The sequence below is a fragment of the Pseudomonas sp. DWP3-1-2 genome (genome assembly GCF_049896285.1).
GTDB lineage: Bacteria > Pseudomonadota > Gammaproteobacteria > Pseudomonadales > Pseudomonadaceae > Aquipseudomonas.
On the sequence record NZ_JAFCTZ010000006.1, the window covers coordinates 57,982 to 78,988 of the forward strand.

General features: G+C 59.2%; 20 protein-coding genes. 13 read left to right on the forward strand and 7 right to left on the reverse strand.

Annotated features, from left to right (window positions below):
- Positions 1-83 precede the first annotated feature (83 nt).
- On the forward strand, positions 84-938 hold the full coding sequence (gene rpoH, locus ACP7B0_RS15180) for an RNA polymerase sigma factor RpoH (RefSeq protein ID WP_426142227.1): 855 nt from the start codon (positions 84-86) through the stop codon (positions 936-938).
- A 77-nt stretch (positions 939-1,015) separates the two neighbouring features.
- Here the strand turns inward: rpoH and mtgA are convergent, their stop codons facing one another.
- Complete coding sequence (gene mtgA / locus ACP7B0_RS15185) at positions 1,016-1,726, reverse strand: monofunctional biosynthetic peptidoglycan transglycosylase (protein WP_426142228.1); 711 nt, start codon at positions 1,724-1,726, stop codon at positions 1,016-1,018.
- Between the two features lie 80 nt (positions 1,727-1,806).
- Here mtgA and ACP7B0_RS15190 point away from each other — a divergent pair, with 80 nt between their 5' ends.
- Positions 1,807-2,184: a DUF423 domain-containing protein gene (locus ACP7B0_RS15190; protein WP_426142229.1), complete on the forward strand. Its 378-nt coding sequence runs from the start codon at positions 1,807-1,809 to the stop codon at positions 2,182-2,184.
- Positions 2,185-2,350: 166 nt separating this feature from the next.
- A complete protein-coding gene (locus tag ACP7B0_RS15195; RefSeq protein WP_426142230.1) occupies positions 2,351-2,788 on the forward strand; it encodes a DUF4399 domain-containing protein in 438 nt (145 codons plus the stop codon).
- Between the two features lie 303 nt (positions 2,789-3,091).
- On the opposite strand, the gene serA is transcribed toward ACP7B0_RS15195, so the two are convergent.
- Positions 3,092-4,321 (reverse strand): phosphoglycerate dehydrogenase, encoded by a 1,230-nt coding sequence (gene serA, locus ACP7B0_RS15200; RefSeq protein ID WP_426142231.1) that lies wholly within the window; start codon positions 4,319-4,321, stop codon positions 3,092-3,094.
- Between the two features lie 170 nt (positions 4,322-4,491).
- On the opposite strand from serA, the gene ACP7B0_RS15205 reads away from it, so the two are divergent.
- From ACP7B0_RS15205 to ACP7B0_RS15220, 4 genes are all read left to right on the forward strand, one after another.
- Entirely contained in the window at positions 4,492-5,886 is a 1,395-nt protein-coding gene (locus ACP7B0_RS15205; protein WP_426142383.1) for an FAD-binding oxidoreductase, read from the forward strand.
- Positions 5,887-5,942: 56 nt separating this feature from the next.
- Positions 5,943-6,608 carry a fumarylacetoacetate hydrolase family protein gene (locus tag ACP7B0_RS15210; protein ID WP_426142232.1) on the forward strand — a complete coding sequence of 222 codons (666 nt, stop codon included), beginning with the start codon at positions 5,943-5,945 and terminating at the stop codon, positions 6,606-6,608.
- 175 nt (positions 6,609-6,783) lie between these two features.
- Positions 6,784-7,707, forward strand: coding sequence for an SdiA-regulated domain-containing protein (locus tag ACP7B0_RS15215; protein WP_426142233.1), 924 nt, complete (start codon positions 6,784-6,786; stop codon positions 7,705-7,707).
- Positions 7,708-7,833: 126 nt separating this feature from the next.
- Positions 7,834-8,745: an SdiA-regulated domain-containing protein gene (locus tag ACP7B0_RS15220; RefSeq protein WP_426142234.1), complete on the forward strand. Its 912-nt coding sequence runs from the start codon at positions 7,834-7,836 to the stop codon at positions 8,743-8,745.
- A 20-nt stretch (positions 8,746-8,765) separates the two neighbouring features.
- Here the strand turns inward: ACP7B0_RS15220 and ACP7B0_RS15225 are convergent, their stop codons facing one another.
- Together ACP7B0_RS15225 and rpiA are read right to left on the reverse strand one after the other, a co-directional pair.
- A complete protein-coding gene (locus ACP7B0_RS15225) occupies positions 8,766-10,712 on the reverse strand; it encodes an autotransporter domain-containing protein (protein ID WP_426142235.1) in 1,947 nt (648 codons plus the stop codon).
- A gap of 344 nt (positions 10,713-11,056) precedes the next feature.
- Positions 11,057-11,728, reverse strand: coding sequence for a ribose-5-phosphate isomerase RpiA (gene rpiA / locus ACP7B0_RS15230; protein ID WP_426142236.1), 672 nt, complete (start codon positions 11,726-11,728; stop codon positions 11,057-11,059).
- Between the two features lie 168 nt (positions 11,729-11,896).
- Here rpiA and ilvA point away from each other — a divergent pair, with 168 nt between their 5' ends.
- Entirely contained in the window at positions 11,897-13,411 is a 1,515-nt protein-coding gene (gene ilvA / locus ACP7B0_RS15235) for a threonine ammonia-lyase, biosynthetic (RefSeq protein WP_426142237.1), read from the forward strand.
- Between the two features lie 47 nt (positions 13,412-13,458).
- Positions 13,459-13,887, forward strand: a complete 429-nt coding sequence (locus tag ACP7B0_RS15240) for a DUF2269 domain-containing protein (protein ID WP_426142238.1) — start codon at positions 13,459-13,461, stop codon at positions 13,885-13,887.
- A gap of 22 nt (positions 13,888-13,909) precedes the next feature.
- On the opposite strand, the gene ACP7B0_RS15245 is transcribed toward ACP7B0_RS15240, so the two are convergent.
- The gene (locus ACP7B0_RS15245; RefSeq protein WP_426142239.1) at positions 13,910-14,566 is read right to left on the reverse strand and encodes an HAD family hydrolase; all 657 of its coding nucleotides are present in this window, start codon (positions 14,564-14,566) and stop codon (positions 13,910-13,912) included.
- Positions 14,567-14,708: 142 nt separating this feature from the next.
- Here ACP7B0_RS15245 and ACP7B0_RS15250 point away from each other — a divergent pair, with 142 nt between their 5' ends.
- Positions 14,709-15,188, forward strand: a complete 480-nt coding sequence (locus tag ACP7B0_RS15250) for an RNA pyrophosphohydrolase (protein WP_426142384.1) — start codon at positions 14,709-14,711, stop codon at positions 15,186-15,188.
- A gap of 21 nt (positions 15,189-15,209) precedes the next feature.
- Positions 15,210-17,489 carry a phosphoenolpyruvate--protein phosphotransferase gene (gene ptsP, locus ACP7B0_RS15255; protein ID WP_426142240.1) on the forward strand — a complete coding sequence of 760 codons (2,280 nt, stop codon included), beginning with the start codon at positions 15,210-15,212 and terminating at the stop codon, positions 17,487-17,489.
- Positions 17,490-17,607: 118 nt separating this feature from the next.
- Here ptsP and ACP7B0_RS15260 read toward each other — a convergent pair whose 3' ends face one another.
- Positions 17,608-18,354 (reverse strand): NRDE family protein, encoded by a 747-nt coding sequence (locus ACP7B0_RS15260; protein ID WP_426142241.1) that lies wholly within the window; start codon positions 18,352-18,354, stop codon positions 17,608-17,610.
- A gap of 197 nt (positions 18,355-18,551) precedes the next feature.
- Between ACP7B0_RS15260 and lgt the strand changes: the two genes are divergently transcribed.
- Together lgt and ACP7B0_RS15270 are read left to right on the forward strand one after the other, a co-directional pair.
- The gene (gene lgt / locus ACP7B0_RS15265; RefSeq protein WP_426142242.1) at positions 18,552-19,361 is read left to right on the forward strand and encodes a prolipoprotein diacylglyceryl transferase; all 810 of its coding nucleotides are present in this window, start codon (positions 18,552-18,554) and stop codon (positions 19,359-19,361) included.
- A 52-nt stretch (positions 19,362-19,413) separates the two neighbouring features.
- Entirely contained in the window at positions 19,414-20,385 is a 972-nt protein-coding gene (locus ACP7B0_RS15270) for a thymidylate synthase (RefSeq protein WP_426142243.1), read from the forward strand.
- A gap of 103 nt (positions 20,386-20,488) precedes the next feature.
- Here the strand turns inward: ACP7B0_RS15270 and cadR are convergent, their stop codons facing one another.
- Complete coding sequence (cadR, locus tag ACP7B0_RS15275; RefSeq protein WP_426142244.1) at positions 20,489-20,935, reverse strand: Cd(II)/Pb(II)-responsive transcriptional regulator; 447 nt, start codon at positions 20,933-20,935, stop codon at positions 20,489-20,491.
- Positions 20,936-21,007 lie beyond the last annotated feature (72 nt).

The window sequence follows — 21,007 nt, forward strand, 5'->3', positions numbered from 1 at the left end:
AGCTTAGGGAACTTGTCTAGCGGTTCCCGGTCAATTTCGCAGTGCTGAACTGCACGAGTCATGTGTCGGAGGTATCGTTTCGTATGACCACTTCTTTGCAACCTGTTTATGCATTGGCCCCGGGCGCAAACCTGGAAGCCTATGTGCACACCGTGAACAGCATCCCTTTGCTGACGCCGGAGCAGGAGCGTGAACTGGCTGAGAGTTTGTATTACGAGCAGGATCTGGGGGCGGCTCGGCAGATGGTCCTCGCCCACCTGCGTTTTGTCGTGCACATCGCACGCAGTTATTCCGGTTATGGTCTGGCACAGGCTGATCTGATCCAGGAAGGTAACGTTGGCCTGATGAAGGCCGTGAAGCGCTTCAACCCGGAAATGGGTGTACGTCTGGTTTCCTTCGCGGTTCACTGGATCAAGGCGGAAATTCACGAGTTCATCCTGCGCAACTGGCGCATCGTGAAGGTCGCGACCACCAAGGCCCAGCGCAAGCTGTTCTTCAATCTGCGCAGCCAGAAAAAACGTCTGGCGTGGCTGAACAATGAAGAAGTCCATCGCGTCGCCGAAAGCCTGGGCGTTGAGCCTCGGGAAGTGCGCGAGATGGAGAGTCGCCTGACCGGCCACGACATGGCTTTCGATCCGGCCGCTGAAGCCGACGATGACAGCGCGTTCCAGTCGCCTTCCAACTATCTGGAAGACCACCGGTACGATCCGGCTCGCCAGCTGGAAGATTCTGACTGGACTGACAATTCCACGGCCAATCTGCATCAGGCACTGGAAGTGTTGGACGACCGCAGCCGCGACATTCTCTATCAGCGCTGGCTGGCTGAAGAGAAAGCCACGCTGCATGACCTGGCGCAGAAGTACAACGTCTCCGCCGAGCGTATTCGTCAGCTGGAAAAAAGCGCGATGAACAAGCTCAAGGTGTCGATTGCTGCGTAAGCGGTAACCGAACAAAAAAACGCCCCGATGGGGCGTTTTTTATTGGGCGGCGTTTTTCGTTGGAGCGGGGCTTTGGCTTAAAACGTTCGGCTATGATTCAACCCGCTCAAATACTCATCGCCACCCAACTGGCGCATCTGCTGGCGTATCCAGCTGGCACGCCGCAGCACGTAGCTGCTGGGGCGGCTTGCACTCCATTTGCGGGGGTTGGGCAGTACGGCGGCCAGATAGCTCGCCTGCTGGACCGACAACGCACTGGCATTGATACCGAAGTGATGCTGCGCGGCGGCCTGAGCGCCGAATACGCCGTCGTCCCATTCGACACTGTTCAGGTACACCTCAAGAATCCGTTCCTTGGACCACAGCACCTCGATCAACAGGGTGAACCAGGCTTCGAGGCCCTTGCGTAGATAGCTGCGGCCGGACCACAGGAACAGGTTTTTCGACACTTGCTGGCTCAGCGTGCTGGCACCACGGATGGAACCGCCCAGTTCGTTGTGGTTGATGGCGGCCTGAATGGCGGCGACGTCGAACCCCCAATGTTCCGCGAATTTCTGGTCTTCGCCGGCGATCACCGCAATCTTCAGGTTGTCGGAGATTTTTTCCCAAGGCTCCCAATCACGTTGCAGGTCGATAGGCTGACCGTCGAACCAGGATTCCACCTTGCGCTCAACCATCAACGCCGTGCCGGGAGGCGGCACGAAACGGAAGATCAACACCAGAACGACGCTGCCTGCTGCAAACCAGAGCAGACCTTTGATGAACCGTTGCACAATTAAACGCAGCATAGAGATGGCTTGGCCGAACCTGTTGAGCGGGCCATTATACAGACCGTGCGCCTTTGGACGATTTTTGACTGGAGTTCCTGATGCTTCGTACCTTTTTAATGTTTGCCGCCTTTTTTGGTTTTACCGGCGTGGGCCTGGGTGCATTTGCCGCCCATGGCCTGAAAAACCGCCTGAGCGCCGAATACCTGGCGATCTTCCATACCGGCGTGCTGTATCAACTGGTGCATGCCCTGGCATTGCTGGGCGTGGCGGTGCTCGCGGCGCAGATCCCCGGCCGCCTGGTGACCCTTGCCGGTTATTCGTTCGCCATCGGCATTCTGTTGTTCTCCGGCAGCCTGTACCTGCTGACACTCACCGGCATCGGCAAGCTGGGGATCATTACGCCGTTTGGCGGGTTGGCGTTTCTGATTGGCTGGGCGATTCTCGGACTGGCGGCATGGCGCCTGGGCGGGGTTTGATGCGGGTCTGCAACATGAAATCTTTGACATAAAGCCACTTTGATTCCGACACCCCTCCGGTGCCGCGCTATGGTTAGGAAACCCTGCCTGAGTCTTGCGCGGCTTGAGTCGAAGCCTCGAATGTGCGGTCCGATGGCTGAGGCTTATAAAAAAAACCGGAGAAAACATGAAAACCCTGTTCGTAAAAACTGCCATCGCGGGCCTCTTGCTGAGCGCCGCTTGCATCGCCAACGCCGCTGACGTCCCGCGCACAGCTTCGCCGGCTGGCGCCGAGGTTTACATAATTTCACCCAAGGACGGCGCCACCGTTCCGGGCACCTTCAAGGTTCAGTTTGGCCTCAAGGGCATGGGCGTTGCGCCAGCGGGTGTGGACGTTCCCGATACCGGGCATCACCATTTGTTGATCGACGTGAAGGACCAGCCCGACCTGAACGCGCCGCTGCCGGTAAGCGATAACATCCGCCACTTCGGCAAAGGCCAGACCGAAACCGAAGTCACCCTGCCGCCAGGTCGGCATACGCTGCAATTGATCGTCGGCGACAAAAACCACGTCCCGCTCAATCCTTCGGTTGAGTCCAGGCCGATTACGGTCAATGTGAAGTAAGCGAGGCTTACTGCACTCCACAGAGAAATACGACCCATTGTTGGAAGCTTGCCCGCGAAGGGGTTCATGCTCCGCAACCTCGGTTGAATGTACCGGCCTTCGCGGGCAAGCCGCGCTCCAACGGGCTTTGCGTTCAAGATTGTCACATCTCTGCCGCGACAGCGTTCCCACGTTGGAGCGAGGCTTGCCCGCGAAGAACGATAACGCGGTGGGCCTGGTCCACCGAGGCGCCTGTTTCGCGGGCAAGCCTCGGGCATTAAAAAAGGAGACCCGAAGGTCTCCTTTTTTGTTAACGCCGAACGCTTAGAACAACACGCGGCTACGGATGGTGCCTTTGATGTGCTGCAGTTTTTCCTGCGCCAGATCGGAGTATTCGGCATCGACGTCGATGACCACGTAACCGACTTTCTCGTTGGTCTGCAGGAACTGACCGGAGATGTTGATGCCGTTTTCGGCGAACACCTTGTTGATCTCGCTCATCACACCCGGAATGTTCTCGTGGATGTGCAGCAGGCGGTGCTTGCCAGGGTGGGCCGGCAGCGCCACTTCCGGGAAGTTGACCGACGACACCGACGTACCGTTGTCGCTGTACTTGACCAGCTTCTCTGCCACTTCCAGACCGATGTTGGCCTGGGCTTCGGCGGTGGAACCACCGATGTGCGGGGTCAGGATCACGTTATCCAGGCCACGCAGCGGGCTTTCGAAGATGTCGTCGTTGGAGCGAGGCTCAACCGGGAACACGTCGATGGCCGCGCCGATCAGGTGCTTGTCCTTGATGGCATCCGCCAGGGCGTCCAGTTCAACGACAGTGCCACGCGCCGCGTTGATCAGGATGCTGCCCTTTTTCATGGCGCGGATTTCTTTCTCGCCGATCATCCACTGGGTTTCAGAGGTTTCCGGGACGTGCAGGGTCACGATATCGGACATGCCCAGCAGATCGTTCAGGCTGGCGACCTGGGTCGCGTTGCCCAGCGGCAGCTTGGTCAGCGTGTCGTAAAAGAAAACCTGCATGCCGAGGCCTTCGGCCAGCACGGAAAGCTGGGTGCCGATGGAACCGTAGCCGATGATGCCGAGCTTTTTGCCGCGAATTTCGAAGGAGTTGGCCGCACTTTTGATCCAGCCACCACGATGGCAGGACGCATTTTTCTCCGGGATACCGCGCAACAGCAGGATCGCTTCGGCCAATACCAGTTCGGCAACCGAACGGGTGTTGGAGTACGGCGCGTTGAACACGGCAATGCCGCGCTCGCGGGCTGCGTTCAGGTCGACCTGGTTGGTACCGATGCAGAAGCAGCCGACCGCGACCAGTTTCTTGGCGTTGTCGAACAGCTCTTCAGTCAGTTGGGTGCGGGAACGGATGCCGATGAAGTGAGCGTCGGCGATCTTTTCTTTCAGTTCGGCTTCAGGCAGAGACTTGGTGTGGTACTCGATGTTGGTGTAACCGGCTGCCTTGAGGACGTCCACAGCGGATTGATGGACGCCTTCGAGAAGAAGGAACTTGATCTTGCTCTTGTCGAGGGAAGTCTTGCTCATCTGCTTAAACCTGTGTCCCGGAGAAAAATGGCAGGAAGTGAAACCGCCGCATTATCGGCCCGAAAGCTCGATTAGCGGGGGGCGTATGCTAGCATATGCACCCCGCGAAACCCCATTCCTGGACGTGAAGCGTTCTCAGGATGACCATGAATTGTTCGAGAGTTCCGTCGATGACCCATCCTGCGCTGATAGATGAGCTGAAGACCCTGGTTGAGCCTGGCAAAGTGCTGACCGATGCCGACTCCCTTGAGGCCTATGGCAAGGATTGGACCAAGCATTTCGCCCCCGCGCCGACGGCCATCGTTTTTCCCAAAACCATCGAGCAGGTTCAGGCCATCGTCCTTTGGGCCAACACACACCACGTTGCACTGGTGCCTTCGGGCGGCCGGACCGGGCTTTCCGCTGCGGCGGTGGCCGCCAATGGCGAGGTGGTGGTGTCGTTCGATTACATGAATCAGGTCCTGGAATTGAACCTGACTGACCGCACGGCCCGTTGCCAGCCGGGTGTGGTCACCAAGCAGTTGCAAAACCTCGCTGAGGACAACGGCCTGTATTACCCGGTGGACTTCGCATCGTCCGGCTCCAGCCAGATTGGCGGCAATATCGGCACCAATGCCGGCGGGATCAAGGTCATTCGCTACGGCATGACCCGCAACTGGGTCGCGGGCCTGAAAGTTGTCACGGGCAAAGGCGATATCCTTGAACTCAACAAGGACCTGATCAAAAACGCCACCGGCTACGACATGCGTCAGCTGTTCATCGGCGCTGAAGGCACCCTGGGTTTTGTCGTCGAAGCCACCATGCGCCTGGATCGAGCGCCGAAGAACCTCACGGCGATGGTGCTGGGCACCACCGATTTCGACGCCATCATGCCGGTGCTGCATGCTTTCCAGAGCAAGCTGGATCTGACCGCTTTCGAGTTTTTCTCCGACAAGGCCCTGGCCAAAGTCATGGCCCGCGGCGATGTGCCGTCGCCGTTCGAGACCGATTGCCCCTTCTATGCACTGCTGGAATTCGAAGCCACCACCGAAGAAGTCGCCAACGATGCGCTCGCCACCTTCGAACACTGTGTCGAGCAGGGCTGGGTGCTGGACGGCGTGATGAGTCAGAGCGATCAGCAACTGCAAAACCTGTGGAAGCTGCGCGAATACATCTCGGAAACCATCTCCCACTTCACGCCCTACAAGAACGACATTTCGGTGACCGTGTCAAAAGTCCCCGCGTTCCTGGCCGAAGTGGACGCCATCGTCGGCGAACATTACCCGGATTTCGAAATCGTCTGGTTCGGTCACATTGGCGACGGCAACCTGCACCTCAATATCCTCAAGCCGGAAAACCTGAGCAAGGACGAGTTCTTCGCCAAGTGCGCGACGGTCAACAAGTGGGTGTTCGAGATCGTGCAGAAGTACGACGGCTCGATCTCCGCCGAGCATGGCGTGGGCATGACCAAACGCGATTACCTGACCTACAGCCGGTCGCCGGTCGAGATCGAGTACATGAAGGCCGTCAAAGCCGTATTCGACCCCAACGGCATCATGAACCCGGGAAAAATCTTCGCTGTTTAAATGGCCACCGCTATCTATAGTGGCAACACCTACAACGATCAGCGCCAGGAGCAGTCATGAGCTATCAGCACAAGTACACCGACGGAACCAGCATCCACTTTCCCATGGGCAAAGTGGTCTGCATCGGCCGTAACTACGCCGAGCACGCCAAGGAACTGGATAATCCGGTGCCGACTGAGCCGCTGTTGTTCATCAAGCCCGGCAGTTGCGTAGTCCCGCTGGAAGGCGGTATCACCCTTCCCACAGATCGCGGTTCGGTGCACTACGAAGCCGAGATCGTCGTACTGATCGGCAAACCACTGACCAAGAACCCGACCCGCGAAGAAGTCCTGGATGCCATTTCCGGCATTGCGCCGGGTCTGGACCTGACGTTGCGTGACTTGCAGTCGAAGTTGAAAGAAAAAGGTCTGCCCTGGGAGTTGGCCAAGTCGTTCGACGGCGCGGCGGTCATCGCACCTTTCGTTCCGGCTGAAACCTACAGCGACCTGACTGACATCGGCATTCGTCTGACCATCAATGGCGAAGTGCGTCAGGACGGTAACAGCAGCTCGATGCTTAATCCCATTGTGCCGATGATCCAGCACATGGCGGCCTGCTTCTCGCTGCAAGCGGGTGACCTGATCATGACCGGCACGCCAGCAGGCGTAGGCCCGTTCCAGGCCGGTGACGAACTGGTGCTGGAATTGACCGGTCACAGCCGATTCGAAAGCAGCGTTCGGTGAGTCCGGCCTGATCTGAAAAGCCGCCTGCGAAGCCCCCGCAGGCGGCTTTTTTTGCACGATCAGCTCCGATCAACGCAATTGGCGTTTTTTTCACAATTGATCTGGATAATTCGGCCTCGGCCCTTCTTTGGGGGCATTGCGCTATCAGATGGCTTATCTGCTCAGGAATGTCTTGATGACCACCCGTACTCTATCGCTGAACAAACCAAAAGGCCCATTGGCGCGCGTGCGTGGGTATGTGTGGGCGCTGTTGATTGTGGCGATCGGCTACGGCGTAGCGTTCCTGCTGCATTGGGATGATCGTGGGGTGTTGTGGGTCGAGGAGCTGATGGCAAGCCCGGCGGAGCGCGCTGCCAGTGTGTGGCTGCCGGCTTATCACGTCGACATCGATGCCAAACTGCTGCCCGGCATGGAAAAGGATGAAGCGTCTGACCTGGCTTACAACCCTCTGACCAAAACCCTGTTTTCCGTCATGGGCAAAAACCCTTTCCTCGTCGAGCTGTCGCTCAAGGGCGATGTGCTGCGCAAGATTGCGCTGGTGGGCTGGAGCAATCCTGAGGGCATCGCGGTGCTGGAGAACGGATTGATGGCCATCACCGATGAGCGCGAACATCTGTTGAGTATCGTGAAGATCACACCGCAGACCACGGCGTTGAATATCGCCGACTTCCCCAAGTACGACCTGGGCCCGTCCAAAAACCAGAATAAAGGCTTCGAAGGCGTCGCCTGGGACCCGCGTCGCCAGCAAATCCTGCTGGGGGAAGAGCGTCCCGCAGCTGTGTTCGCCTGGAAAAGCGATGGCAGTGAGGTGCTCAAGGGCGCCAAACAGAAAGTCGCAGGACTCGAACTGGACATGCGCAATCTGTCGGCGCTGACGGTCGAGCCTCGTACCGGCCACACCCTGGCGATGTCGTCCGATTCACACTTGCTGCTGGAGCTGGACGAAAAGGGCGATCAGGTCAGCTTCATGGCCTTGTTGGGTGGTTTCAACGGCCTGAACAAAACCATCCCCCGTGCAGAAGGTGTGGCGTTCGATGAAAGCGGCAACCTGTACATGGTCAGCGAGCCAAATCTGTTTTATTCGTTCAAAAAGCAGTGAGGATGACCTGAACATCCGTTGCAGCGAGCAGCCCACAATTAATTGGGGGAGCGGCTCGGCGCAGTTAAGCTTTAATTCAGTTATTCATGGTATTGATGCTGCCCGTCTGGTTCCTGAGTCGCTCGAATGCGCCGCTTCTTCACTGCAAAAATTCTCTATCCGGTCTTGATTCTGCTGGCGTTGCTCGTGTTTTTTGTGGGACGCGAGTATCGACTGATGGAGCGTGTCTGGTTCAACTGGCAGGTGCTGTGGCAATCCAGTGATGTTGAGGTCTTGGGGCTTGGCGACTATCGCGTGAGCATCGAGGCGCAGCCCATTGTCGGGCTTGATGATGATGTTTCTGCCCTCAGCTACGATCCTGACCGCAAAACCCTGTTTACCGTGACCAACAAAAACGCCGAGATGGTCGAGCTGAGCCTTGATGGCCGGATTTTACGACGCATCCCGTTGACCGGTTTTGGCGACGCCGAGGCGGTGGAGTACATCAGCCCCGGCACCTACGTGATCAGCGACGAATATCAGCAGCGGCTGATCAAGGTGCGCGTGGACGATGACACGCTTTTTCTTGATGCTACGGACGCTGAGCAACTGACCCTGGGCATCGATGCGGGGGGTAACAGCGGTTTCGAGGGGCTTGCCTACGACACCAAGGGCCAGCGGCTGTTTGTCGCCAAGGAGCGCAACCCGGTTCAGATTATCGAAGTGCGCGGTTTCCCTCACCTCAGCACGGATACGCCGAGGACCATCGAAGTGGCCTCCAATGCCCGGCGTGATGCGGGGTTGTTCGTGCGGGATCTCTCTAGCCTGCAATTCGATGAACGCAGTGGGCATTTGCTGGCGCTATCGGATGAGTCCCGGCAGATTCTTGAGCTCGACACCGAAGGTCGGCCGGTGGGCAATGTGTCCCTGAGCCGCGGCCAGATGGGCTTGCGCAAGAGTGTGCCGCAAGCCGAGGGCATTGCCATGGGCGATGACGGCACGTTGTATGTGGTCAGCGAGCCGAATCTGTTTTATGTGTTCAAGAAGCCGACCGAGTAATCGGTCGGCGTCCCTGCGTTTTAGAACATCCACTGCGCCCCGATGGAATAACCGGTCTGGCTGCCTTCGCTATGGGCCAGACGGCTGTTCACTTCAGCGTAGATGCCCAGTGCCGGCGTGAGCGCCAACTGCGCGCCTAACTGGGTGCGGGCGAAGCTGGTGTCCACCGAGCCCAGCTCTGCGCGGCGGACTGCACCGTCCGCCTTGCTCACCAGATCAATGTTTTCCAGGCGGCCGTCGCCGAGTTCCTTGACCCAGGCAATGTTGCCGTAAGGCATCAGATTCATGGCGTGGGGCAGGTCAACGTTGCCGCGTACGCGCCACCCGGCACTGGCTTCAAGCGAATCGAACTTCTGTTCTTCATAGCGTTGAGCGGTGCGCAGGTTTTCGTCTTCGTGGAATTTGTCGATGCGGTAGTGGCTATAGTCCAGGCCCGCGAACGGTCCGCTCTTGAGGGTGCCCAAGTCGAAATCGTAGCCGCCCAGCACGCGGGCGCCCCAGGTGATTGCATCGGTGTCGCCGGACAGGCGCTGGCTGAGCAGCACGGGGCCGCCATTGGCCTGGATGATCAGATTTCGACGGGTGTCAAAGCGGGTATGACCGACATTCACATCCCCCGCCAGCCATTGCGGGCCGCCGTCGTTCAGGAGCGCGTAAACGCCCAGTTGCCAGGTGTCGTTGTCGACCTTGCCGCCATGCTCCAGATCGTCTCGACCCTTCTGATAGCTCAGGCTGGCACCGACGTTGAGGGCCGAACTGATCTGGTAGTCGCCCAGTGCGTGGACGCCCATGCGTTGCGCTTCGGGGTTGGGCGCTTTGTCGAAGCCGCTGTCCGGTGAGTACTCGCCATCGACGCCGATCTCGCCGTCAAACGTCCCGACTTCACGGCTCAAGGCTTGCAGGTTCAACCAGCGCCGGTCATGCAGCCGAACCTGCGCCTGATGCATGCGTTGCAGGCTGTCCTGTTGGTCCCGGGCCATGGAACCCGCCGATGCAGTGGACGCCAGCAGGTCGGCGTTGGTCAGCTCCAGCAACAGGCGACTGAGAAGTCGGGAATAATCGCGCAGGCGTTGATCAATGCGTTCCTGGCCAAAGGCATTCTTGAGGACGGTTTCGTTGTCTTCCAGCGGGTCGTGCCACGTGGAACCGCCAGGAATCGCCGGATTGGTGGTCTGCTCGTAGCCATCCAGGTCGCCGATATCCCAGTTGGTGGCCTCCACATAGAGAATCGGCACATTCAAGGCTTCGAAGGCTTCGCCGTCGCTGCAGCACCCGGTGTTGACCGGATACTCCTCGTTGAGCCCCGGATTGCTGAACAGACTGATGCCCAACTCCTTGGCAATGGCGAAAGTGTGCTGACGCAGTGCGTCCAATGCAGGATTGGCGACGCTGTTCTGCCCGGCGTGGGCGTACATCATGTCGCCGGTAATCAGGCTGTCCAGGTTGATCATGGCGAGCATGTTGGCGCGCTGGCTGGCATTGAGCGACTGCACAAAAGCAGTGGACCCGCGCAAGCCTTCTTCTTCCGCCCCGAACCCGACCACTTGCAGGCCGTTTTCCAGTTTCAGCCCGTCGAGGTTGCGCGCCAGCTCGGTCAGTACGCTGGCGCCTGAGCCGTTGTCGTCCAGACCCTGAAGGGTTGGGCGGCCAAAGAACGTATCAAAGTGCGCTCCCACGACAACGTATTTGGAGGTGGTGCCGGGTGCGAAGGCGACGACGTTTTGTGAGCTTCTGCTGCCGTTATTCCAGGTGAAGTCCTGGCGCGTGATGGCGTAACTGCTGCCCATCTGGCTCTGCATCAAATCCGCAGCGCCTGCAAAGTTGGCGGTGCCTCGGTAGCGGCCGGGATAGTCGTGAATCAGGCTGTCCAGGGTTTGTGCGGCATGTTCCCCAAACTCGTACGCTTGAGTGAGAGGCGAGAGCATCAGGCTTGCGACGCTGACAGCGAGGGCGAGTGGCTTTATCACAACAACTTCCTTTAGTTGGATTTGGAAGTCGGGACGCATTGCACGATGCGGGCCTGTTGCGACCACGTGCCGGTGATTGACGCGTTGCGCTAAGCCAGCGTCGCATCACTGTACGTATCTGAATCGTGTTCTGTTGGTATCGGCTCTGTTACAAAGCAGCGTCAACGCGCTGCGCGCACATTAGGTGCGAAAACTGGGCATAAAAGTGACGGTATTGTCGGCCGGACGCATTGCCTCGGCTTTTGCCGGAGACAGGGCTTCCGTACGTTTGCAACTGGAGGGATGTTGGAAGTGTCGAGCCTGCCGCCTGCAAGCGTGGGCAAGGCGGCAGGGCGAAAAAAGCGTCAGCGAGTCAGGGTTTTCACGCCTTCCGGGGTGCCCAGCAGCAGCAGGTCGGCCGGACGTGCGGCGAACAAGCCGTTGGTGACTACGCCGACGATGGCATTGATCTGGCTTTCCAGTTCAACCGGATTGACGATGTTCATGTTGAACACATCAAGGATGATATTGCCATTGTCGGTCAGCACGCCTTCGCGATACACCGGATCGCCGCCCAGCTTCACCAGTTGGCGGGCCACGTGGCTGCGGGCCATGGGGATCACTTCCACGGGCAGCGGGAAAGCGCCCAATACCGGCACCAGCTTGCTGGCATCCGCGATACAGATGAAGGTCTTGGCCACGGCTGCAACGATTTTCTCGCGGGTCAACGCCGCGCCGCCGCCTTTGATCAGGTGCAGGTGCTCGTCACTTTCATCGGCTCCGTCGATGTAGAACTCCAGATCGCTGACGGTATTGAGTTCATAGACCGGAATACCGTGGCCTTTCAGGCGGGCCGCAGTGGCTTCTGAACTGGCGACTGCGCCATCGAAGGCACCTTTATGTTGAGCCAGTGCATCAATGAAACAGTTGGCGGTGGAGCCGGTGCCGACGCCGATGACGCTTTTGTCGTCCAGTTTCGGGAGGATGAAGTCCACGGCGGCCTGGGCCACTGCTTGTTTGAGTTGATCCTGAGTCATGCGGGGCTCCATGGGTGCCTTGGCTTTGAAAGCTACAGGGCTAGCGATTCGTGAGGGCCAGCATTATAGCGGCATGCTGCCCGTAAAACCCCGTCATTCGTGTGGTCGTCCCCAAGGGTGAAGGGTAGACTTCCAGACCTTGCCCTTTACGCCAGTGATGTTTCCCCGATGCTTGAACAGTACGTCAAGAAAATCCTCACCTCCCGCGTGTATGACGTGGCCGTGGAAACCCCGCTGCAAGGCGCTCGTCAGTTGTCCGAACGCTTGGGCAATCAGGTGCTGCTCAAGCGCGAAGATTTGCAGCCGGTGTTCTCGTTCAAGATTCGTGGCGCGTACAACAAGCTGGCGCAGTTGAGCCCTGAAGAGCTGGCCCGTGGCGTGGTCACGGCTTCGGCGGGCAATCATGCCCAGGGCCTGGCCCTGGCGGCGAAAACCCTGGGCGTTCAAGCCACTATCGTGATGCCCAAGACCACACCCGAGATCAAGATCGAAGGCGTGCGCTCCCGGGGTGGCAAAGTGGTGCTGCACGGGGATTCGTTCCCTGAAGCCCTGGCCTACTCGCTGAAACTGGTGGAGGAAATGGGCTTCGTCTACATCCACCCGTACGACGACCCGGACACCATCGCCGGGCAAGGCACGGTGGCCATGGAAATCCTGCGCCAGCAACCGGGCCAGCTGGACGCGATTTTTGTGCCGGTGGGCGGCGGCGGGCTGATTGCCGGTATCGCGGCCTACGTGAAATACCTGCGCCCGGACATCAAGGTGATCGGCGTCGAACCGGATGACTCCAACTGCCTGCAACAGGCCATGGCCTACGGCGAGCGCGTGGTGTTGCAACAGGTCGGGCTGTTTGCCGATGGCGTGGCCGTGGCGCAGATCGGCAAGCACACCTTTGACGTCTGCAAGGATTACGTGGACGAAGTGATCACGGTCAGCACCGACGAAATCTGCGCGGCCATCAAAGACATCTACGACGACACCCGCTCCATCACCGAGCCTGCGGGCGCGTTGGGCGTGGCCGGGATCAAGAAATACGTCGAGCACTACGGCGTCAGTGGCCAGACCCTGGTGGCCATTGATTCAGGGGCCAACGTCAACTTCGACCGCCTGCGCCACGTGGCCGAACGCGCCGAACTGGGCGAAGGCCGCGAAGCCATCATCGCCGTGACCATTCCCGAGCAGCCGGGCAGCTTCAAGGCCTTCTGCGAAGCCATCGGCAAGCGGCAGATCACCGAATTCAACTACCGTTACCACACCGACCGCGAGGCGCACATCTTCGTCGGCGTGCAAACCCACCCCGACACCGATCCCCGCGCCGCGCTGGTGTCCAGCCTGACCGAGCAGGGTTTCCCGGTGCTGGACCTCACCGACAACGAGCTGGCCAAGCTGCACATCCGGCACATGGTGGGCGGCCATGCCGAGCGGGTCAGCGATGAAGTGGTGTTCCGCTTCGAATTCCCGGAACGCCCGGGCGCGCTGTTCAACTTTCTCAACAAGCTGGGCGGCCAGTGGACGATCTCGATGTTCCACTACCGCAACCACGGCGCGGCAGATGGCCGGGTCGTGGCAGGCCTGGTGGTGCCCGAGGGCGAACGGCACCTGGTTCCGGCGGCGCTGGCCGAGATCGGCTATCCGTATTGGGACGAGAGCGAGAACCCGGCTTACAAGTTGTTTCTGGGTTGAATTGAGGGTCAATTCAGTTTCATCTACTTCACTGGAGCATGCCGAAAATGGAACATTTCACCACGATCAAAATCCTCCACGTCGTCGCGACGGTGCTTTTCCTGCTGAGCGCTGTCGGCCTCGCCGGCGTTGTCATCAAAAAACGGCGCAGTGGTGACACGACCGTTCAAAACCGCCTGCTGCAACGGCCGTGGCTGTTTATCTGGCTGCTGATGGGGTTGTGCCTGCTGATCATGCCGGTCAGCGGCTGGTGGCTGGTGCATTACGCCGGCTGGTCGTTGGGCCAGACATGGCTGTTGGCGAGCAGCGTGCTCTATACCCTTGGCACGTTGAGCTGGGCATGGCTGGTGGCTCGCCTTAATCGCTTGCGCACGGCCGCCGACACCGGTCCCTCGAAAATTCCGTTGGTCCTGGCGATCTTCAGCGCCGTGTGCTTTATCGCTATTGCCGGCCTGATGGGCGCTAAACCGGTTTAGCAAGACTTGTTGGAGCGAATGCTTACGCGCGCAACGTAATCACCGGCCAACCACGGTTCTGCGCCTCGACGCGGAGTTTTTCATCAGGGTCCACCGCCACAGGGTTGGCAACTTGCTCCAGCAGCGGCAGGTCGTTGAGTGAATCACTGTAAAAGTAGCTGTCGTCGAGATTGAGCAGATTCTCTTCCAGCCACCGGTTGAGCCGCGTCACCTTGCCTTCACGAAAGCAGGGTATATCGGTGGTACGACCGGTATAGCGCCCGTCGATGACCTCGCACTCAGTCGCCAGCAGGGTTTCAATGCCCAGGCGGGCGACGATTGGGGCGGTGACGAAACGATTGGTCGCGGTGATCACCACCAGCTTGTCGCCTGCTTCGCGATGCATGGCGATGAGTTCCAGCGCCTTGGGCAGGATGATCGGCTCGATGCAGTCGCGCATGAAATCACGGTGCCACTCGTCAAGCCGGGACATTTCCGTGCGGCCCAGAATTTCCAGGCTGAAGTTCAGGTATTCGGTCAGATTCAGGGTTCCGGCCAGGTAATCCTGATAAAACGCATCGTTACGCGCTTTGTAGGCAACGGCGTCGAGGATGCCGCGCTCGCACAGGTAATCGCCCCAGGCGTGATCGCTGTCGCCGCCCAAAAGTGTGTTGTCGAGGTCGAATAGAGCCAGACGCATGCAGTTACCCGCTGAAATTGCTGAAAAAAGAGGCCAAGAATACGAGGTTTTCACAAGTCTTCACATAACCTGCTAAGGCTCGTTGCTGCTTTGATCGCCTTTGTGGAACAATGCGGCGACATGCGTTTGCGAGGTTGTTGCCGTGATCGACCCCGATGGTTTCCGTCCAAATGTCGGGATTATTCTGACAAACGATGCTGGCCAGGTCCTATGGGCTCGGCGTATTAACCAAGATGCCTGGCAGTTTCCGCAAGGCGGGATCAATCCTCAGGAAACGCCGGAAGACGCGCTTTACCGTGAATTGAATGAAGAAGTCGGGCTTGAGCGCGAAGACGTACAAATTCTGGCCTGCACACGCGGCTGGTTGCGTTATCGTCTCCCGCAGCGGCTGGTCAGGACGCACAGCCAACCGCTGTGTATCGGCCAGAAGCAAAAATGGTTTCTCCTGCGCCTGATCTCCAACGAACAGCGGGTGCGGATGGATTTGACCGGCAAACCGGAGTTCGATGGCTGGCGCTGGGTCAGTTATTGGTATCCGCTGGGTCAGGTGGTGACATTCAAGCGCGAGGTTTACCGACGCGCACTCAAAGAGCTTGCCCCGCGCCTTTTATCGCGCGACTGACACGGAGTTCGACCCCGAGCCATGCTCAATACGCTGCGCAAGATCGTCCAGGAAGTAAACTCCGCCAAGGATCTCAAGGCGGCGTTGGGCATTATTGTGTTACGCGTCAAAGAGGCCATGGGCAGCCAGGTCTGTTCGGTCTATTTGCTTGACCCGGAAGCCAATCGTTTCGTGCTCATGGCGACCGAGGGGCTGAACAAGCGTTCCATCGGCAAAGTCAGCATGGCACCCAACGAGGGCCTGGTCGGTCTGGTCGGCACCCGTGAAGAGCCGCTGAACCTCGAAAACGCCGCCGATCACCCCCGTTATCGTTACTTTGCCGAGACCGGCGAAGAGCGTTTTGCATCCTTTCTGGGGGCGCCCATCATTCACCACCGCCGCGTCGTCGGCGTGTTGGTCATCCAGCAGAAAGAACGCCGTCAGTTCGACGAAGGTGAAGAAGCCTTCCTCGTCACCATGAGCGCGCAGCTCGCTGGCGTTATCGCCCACGCCGAAGCCACCGGTTCGATCCGTGGCCTGGGTCGTCAGGGCAAAGGGATTCAGGAAGCCAAATTCGTCGGCGTTGCCGGTTCGCCCGGTGCTGCCGTGGGCGTGGCTGTGGTCATGCTGCCGCCAGCGGACCTGGAAGTGGTGCCGGACAAGACCGTCACTGACATCGCCGCCGAGCTGGCCTTGTTCCAGAACGCCCTGGAAGGCGTACGCGGCGACATGCGTACCTTGTCCGCCAAGCTGGCGACCCAACTGAGGCCTGAAGAACGGGCCCTGTTCGATGTTTACCTGATGATGCTCGACGACGCCTCCTTGGGCAGCGAAGTGACCAACGTCATCAAGACCGGCCAATGGGCCCAGGGCGCGTTGCGCTCGGTGGTCAACGAACACGTCAAACGCTTTGAGTTGATGGACGATGCCTACCTGCGTGAGCGTGCGTCCGATGTGAAAGACCTGGGCCGTCGTTTGCTGGCGTACCTTCAGGAGGCCCGGCAACAGACACTGGTTTACCCCGACAACACCATTCTGGTCAGCGAAGAACTCACGCCCGCCATGTTGGGTGAAGTGCCCGAAGGCAAGCTGGTCGGTCTGATTTCTGTGCTCGGCTCCGGCAACTCCCACGTCGCCATCCTGGCCCGCGCCATGGGTATTCCGACGGTCATGGGTGTGGTGGACCTGCCGTATTCCAAGGTCGACGGCATCGAACTGATCGTCGATGGTTATCACGGGGAAGTGTTCACCAACCCCAGCGATATCATGCGCAAGCAGTTTGCCGAGGTGGTCGAGGAAGAGCGCCAGCTCTCCCAGGGCCTCGACGCGTTGCGCGAGCTGCCGTGTGTGACGCTGGACGGCCATCGCATGCCGTTATGGGTCAACACCGGTCTGCTGGCCGATGTGGCGCGCGCTCAGCAGCGCGGTGCCGAAGGCGTGGGGCTGTATCGCACCGAAGTGCCGTTCATGATCAATCAGCGCTTCCCCAGCGAAAAGGAACAGCTGGCGATCTACCGTGAACAACTGGCCGCCTTCCACCCGCTGCCGGTCACCATGCGCAGCCTGGACATTGGCGGTGACAAGGCGCTGTCCTACTTCCCGATCAAGGAAGACAACCCGTTCCTGGGCTGGCGCGGCATTCGCGTTACCCTCGATCACCCGGAAATCTTCCTGGTGCAGACCCGCGCGATGCTCAAGGCCAGTGAAGGCCTGAACAACCTGCGAATTCTGCTGCCGATGATTTCCAGCACCCACGAAGTGGAAGAAGCCTTGCACCTGATCCACCGGGCATGGGGCGAAGTGCGCGACGAAGGCACCGACGTGCCGATGCCGCCCGTTGGCGTGATGATCGAAGTGCCTGCGGCGGTTTACCAGACCCGCGACCTGGCGCGTCAGGTGGACTTCCTGTCGGTGGGTTCCAACGACTTGACCCAGTACCTGCTGGCGGTGGACCGCAACAATCCGCGAGTGGCCGACCTTTACGACTACCTGCATCCGGCGGTGCTGCAAGCCCTGCAGAACGTCGTACGCGACGCCCATGCCGAAGGCAAGCCGGTGAGCATCTGCGGCGAGATGGCGGGTGATCCTGCTGCGGCGGTGCTGCTGATGGCGATGGGCTTCGACAGCCTGTCGATGAACGCCACCAACCTGCCGAAAGTGAAGTGGATGCTGCGCCAGATCAACCTGAGCAAAGCCAAGGAACTGCTGGCTCAGTTAATGACCAACGACAACCCGCAAGTCATCAGCAGCTCGCTGCAACTGGCCCTGCGTAACCTGGGCCTGTCGCGGATGATCAATCCAGGGTCGGTCAAGGGGCATTGAGCTTGATCTCGCGCAATCGCTGTTGGAGCTAGGCTTGCCCGCGAAGAGCGATGACGCGCTAGTTCTATTGTTCCACCGCGGTGTCTGATTCGCGGGCAAGCCTCGCTCCAACGATGGATCACAGCTGGAATTCCACCTCCCCCAATCTCCCGCCATACGGTCCAAAACTGTGTTCGACGAAGCGTCGGCTGCCATCGGCATTGACGATCAGTGCGGTGCTGGCGCGTGTGCCGTAGGTCGGGCTGGCGATGAAAATACTGGAGAGCAGGGTTTCCGTGGCGAGGCTGACGCCGGTATCCGGCAATTCACTGACCGGCGCTGTTTGTGCATCGCTGAGCAAGGCCAGTAGCGCAGAGGGCTGTGGATCATCCAGTTGGGCGCTCAACGCCGCCTTGGCCTTGACCAGCTTGGGCCACGGTGTATCCAGGCCTGCGTTCGACAGGCCATAAACGCCTTCGCCCAACCGCTGCGGTTCCGGGTTTGCGCTACTGAGGTAATGCAACGATCGCCCATCACCGACCAGCAGGTTAAAACCGCCGTATTCGTCTGCCCGGCCAGCCACTTCGAACAAATAATCTTCAATCGTGGTCTTGCCGGTCAAAAACTGCGCAACCAGATCCCCTCGGGAGCGACGGCCCAACGGCTGATTCGGGTCGCGAATATTGGTCAGCGCCGCAAAACGCCCGTCGACGCTGACGCCCAGCCAGGTGCCTCCGGCTTCCAGGTCGCGGCCAGCATAGACATGCGGCGCGTGGGCCCACTGCGCCAACGGCAACGCGGGGCGCGCATAAAATTCGTCACGATTGGCGGCGACAATCAGCGGCTGGGCGTGGAAAGGGCGCCAGGCAAAGACGATCAGACACATGCGGTACTCCTTTTTAGCCTCACTCTACCGGTCCACTCGGCCGACAGCCATCGTGCAGGTAGAGCCAAAGAGCATGCTCCGGTAACATGCCGTTCTCATTTCGCCCGCTCTCCGTTCAGCGTGGGTATAAGTTTCCTGCTGTAGTGTGTTCTGGTTTAGCTGCTCGCAAGAGCGTTCGATTTTTTTAAGGAGTCGCAATGCTGCCTTACCCGCAGATTGACCCGGTAGCGGTGGCCATTGGCCCGTTGCAAATTCACTGGTACGGCTTGATGTACCTGGTCGGCATTGGCGGCGCGTGGCTGCTGGCATCCCGTCGCTTGAACAGCTTTGATCCGACCTGGACCAAGGAAAAGCTCTCGGACATGATTTTCTGGCTGGCCATGGGCGTGATCGTCGGTGGGCGGCTGGGCTACGTGTTGTTTTATGACCTGCCCGCGTACATCGCCAATCCGCTGTTGATCTTCGAGGTCTGGAAGGGCGGCATGGCGTTCCACGGTGGCTTTGTCGGCGTGATGCTGGCGGCCTGGTGGTTTGGCCGACGCAATGGCAAGTCGTTCTTCGAACTGATGGACTTCATCGCGCCGCTGGTGCCGATCGGCCTGGGGGCCGGGCGGATCGGCAACTTCATCAACGCCGAACTGTGGGGCAAACCGACGGATTTGCCGTGGGCCATGATCTTCCCGCCGTTCAGCGATCCTGCACAACTGCCGCGCCATCCTTCGCAGTTGTATCAGTTCGCGCTGGAAGGCGTCGCGTTATTCATCATCCTTTACCTGTTCTCCCGCAAACCGCGCCCGACCATGGCCATTTCCGGCATGTTCGCGTTGTTCTACGGCTTGTTCCGGTTCATCGTCGAATTCGTTCGCGTCCCGGATGCGCAGTTGGGTTATCTGGCCTGGGGCTGGGTCACCATGGGGCAGATCCTGAGCCTGCCGATGATCATTGCCGGTATCGTGCTGATCTGGCTGGCGTACCATCGCGCTGCTGGCAAAACCGCAGCGGTATAACACCGAAACGCCGGACGCCACTGTCCGGCGGATTCATCGATGCAGGTAATTTATGAAGCAATATCTGGAACTGGTCGCGCACGTCATCAAGAACGGGACGCTGCAAGCCAACCGCACGGGCGTGAAGACCATCAGCTTTCCCGGCGCGATGCTGCGCTATGACCTGCAGGAAGGCTTTCCGGCGATCACCACGCGGCGCATGGCCTTCAAGTCGGCGATTGGTGAAATGGTCGGTTTCCTGCGCGGCGTGAACAATGCCGCCGAATTTCGCGAGCTGGGCTGCAAGGTCTGGGACCAGAACGCCAACGAAAACGCCCAATGGCTGGATAACCCGTTCCGCAAGGGCGACGACGACCTGGGCGAGATCTACGGCGTGCAATGGCGCAAGTGGCCCGCCTACAAGCGTATCGACCTGAGCAACCCGGCCGCCATCGAGCTGGCGCTGAGCCAGGGTTATCAGCAGATTGCCCAGTCTGAAGAAGACGGTCAGGCCTACGTCGTGCTGTACAAGGCCATCGACCAGATTCGCCAATGCGTCGATACCATCATCAAGGACCCTGGCAGCCGCCGGATCCTGTTCCACGGCTGGAACTGCGCGCAACTGGACGAAATGGCCTTGCCGCCGTGCCATCTGCTGTATCAGTTTCACCCGAATCAGGAGACCAAAGAGATCTCCCTGACGCTGTACATCCGCTCCAATGATCTGGGCCTGGGCACACCGTTCAACCTGACTGAGGGCGCGGCCCTGCTGAGCCTGATCGGTCGCCTGACGGGTTACACGCCACGCTGGTTCACGTATTTCATCGGCGATGCCCATGTCTACGAAAACCACCTGGACATGCTCAACGAACAGCTCACCCGCGAGCCGTTCCCGATGCCGAAACTGGTAATTTCCGATCGCGTGCCGGAGTTTGCCAAGACCGGCGTGTACGAGCCGGAATGGCTGGAAAAGATCGAACCTTCGGACTTTTCACTGGAAGGTTATGAGCACCATCCGGCGATGACCGCGCCGATGGCGGTCTGAAACAACCCAGTTGGAGCGAGGCTTGCCCGCGAATACAGTGTGTCATTCAGCACTGTATTCCGCTCGCTCTACCAGGGTCTTGCGTCAAATTCTGTAACGCCCCTCAATGCCCATGACTCCTGCCCACATGGGAATGCTCTGACTCCATCGTAGCCACGCCGCCGCTGACCTCCAGCCTGTCCAGAATCCCGCAATGATCCGGTGCGCCTTCGCTGCAACGCTCGCGCAGGTCCAATAGCTGTGTTTGCAAGGCTTGCAGGCTGGCGATGCGGCTGTTGACGTGTTGGATGTGTTCGTCGATCAGCGCATTGACGCTCTCGCACTGGCCTTGCGGGCTGTCGCGCAGGTTGAGCAGGCTGCGAATTTCTTCGAGCGTCATGTCCAGACCACGACAGTTACGAATGAACGTCAGCCGCTCCACATGGGCCTGGGTGTAGAGCCGGTAGTTGCCTTCGCTGCGCGCCGGTGGCGGCAGCAGCCCCTCGCGCTCGTAATAGCGGATGGTTTCTACCTGAGCGTCGGTGAGTTTTGCCAGCTCGCCAATCTTCATGTTTGCCAATCCTCATTTTGGTGCTTGACCCTATAGTGGCTACAGGGTGTTCACTTGGCAACAAGCAAGTCA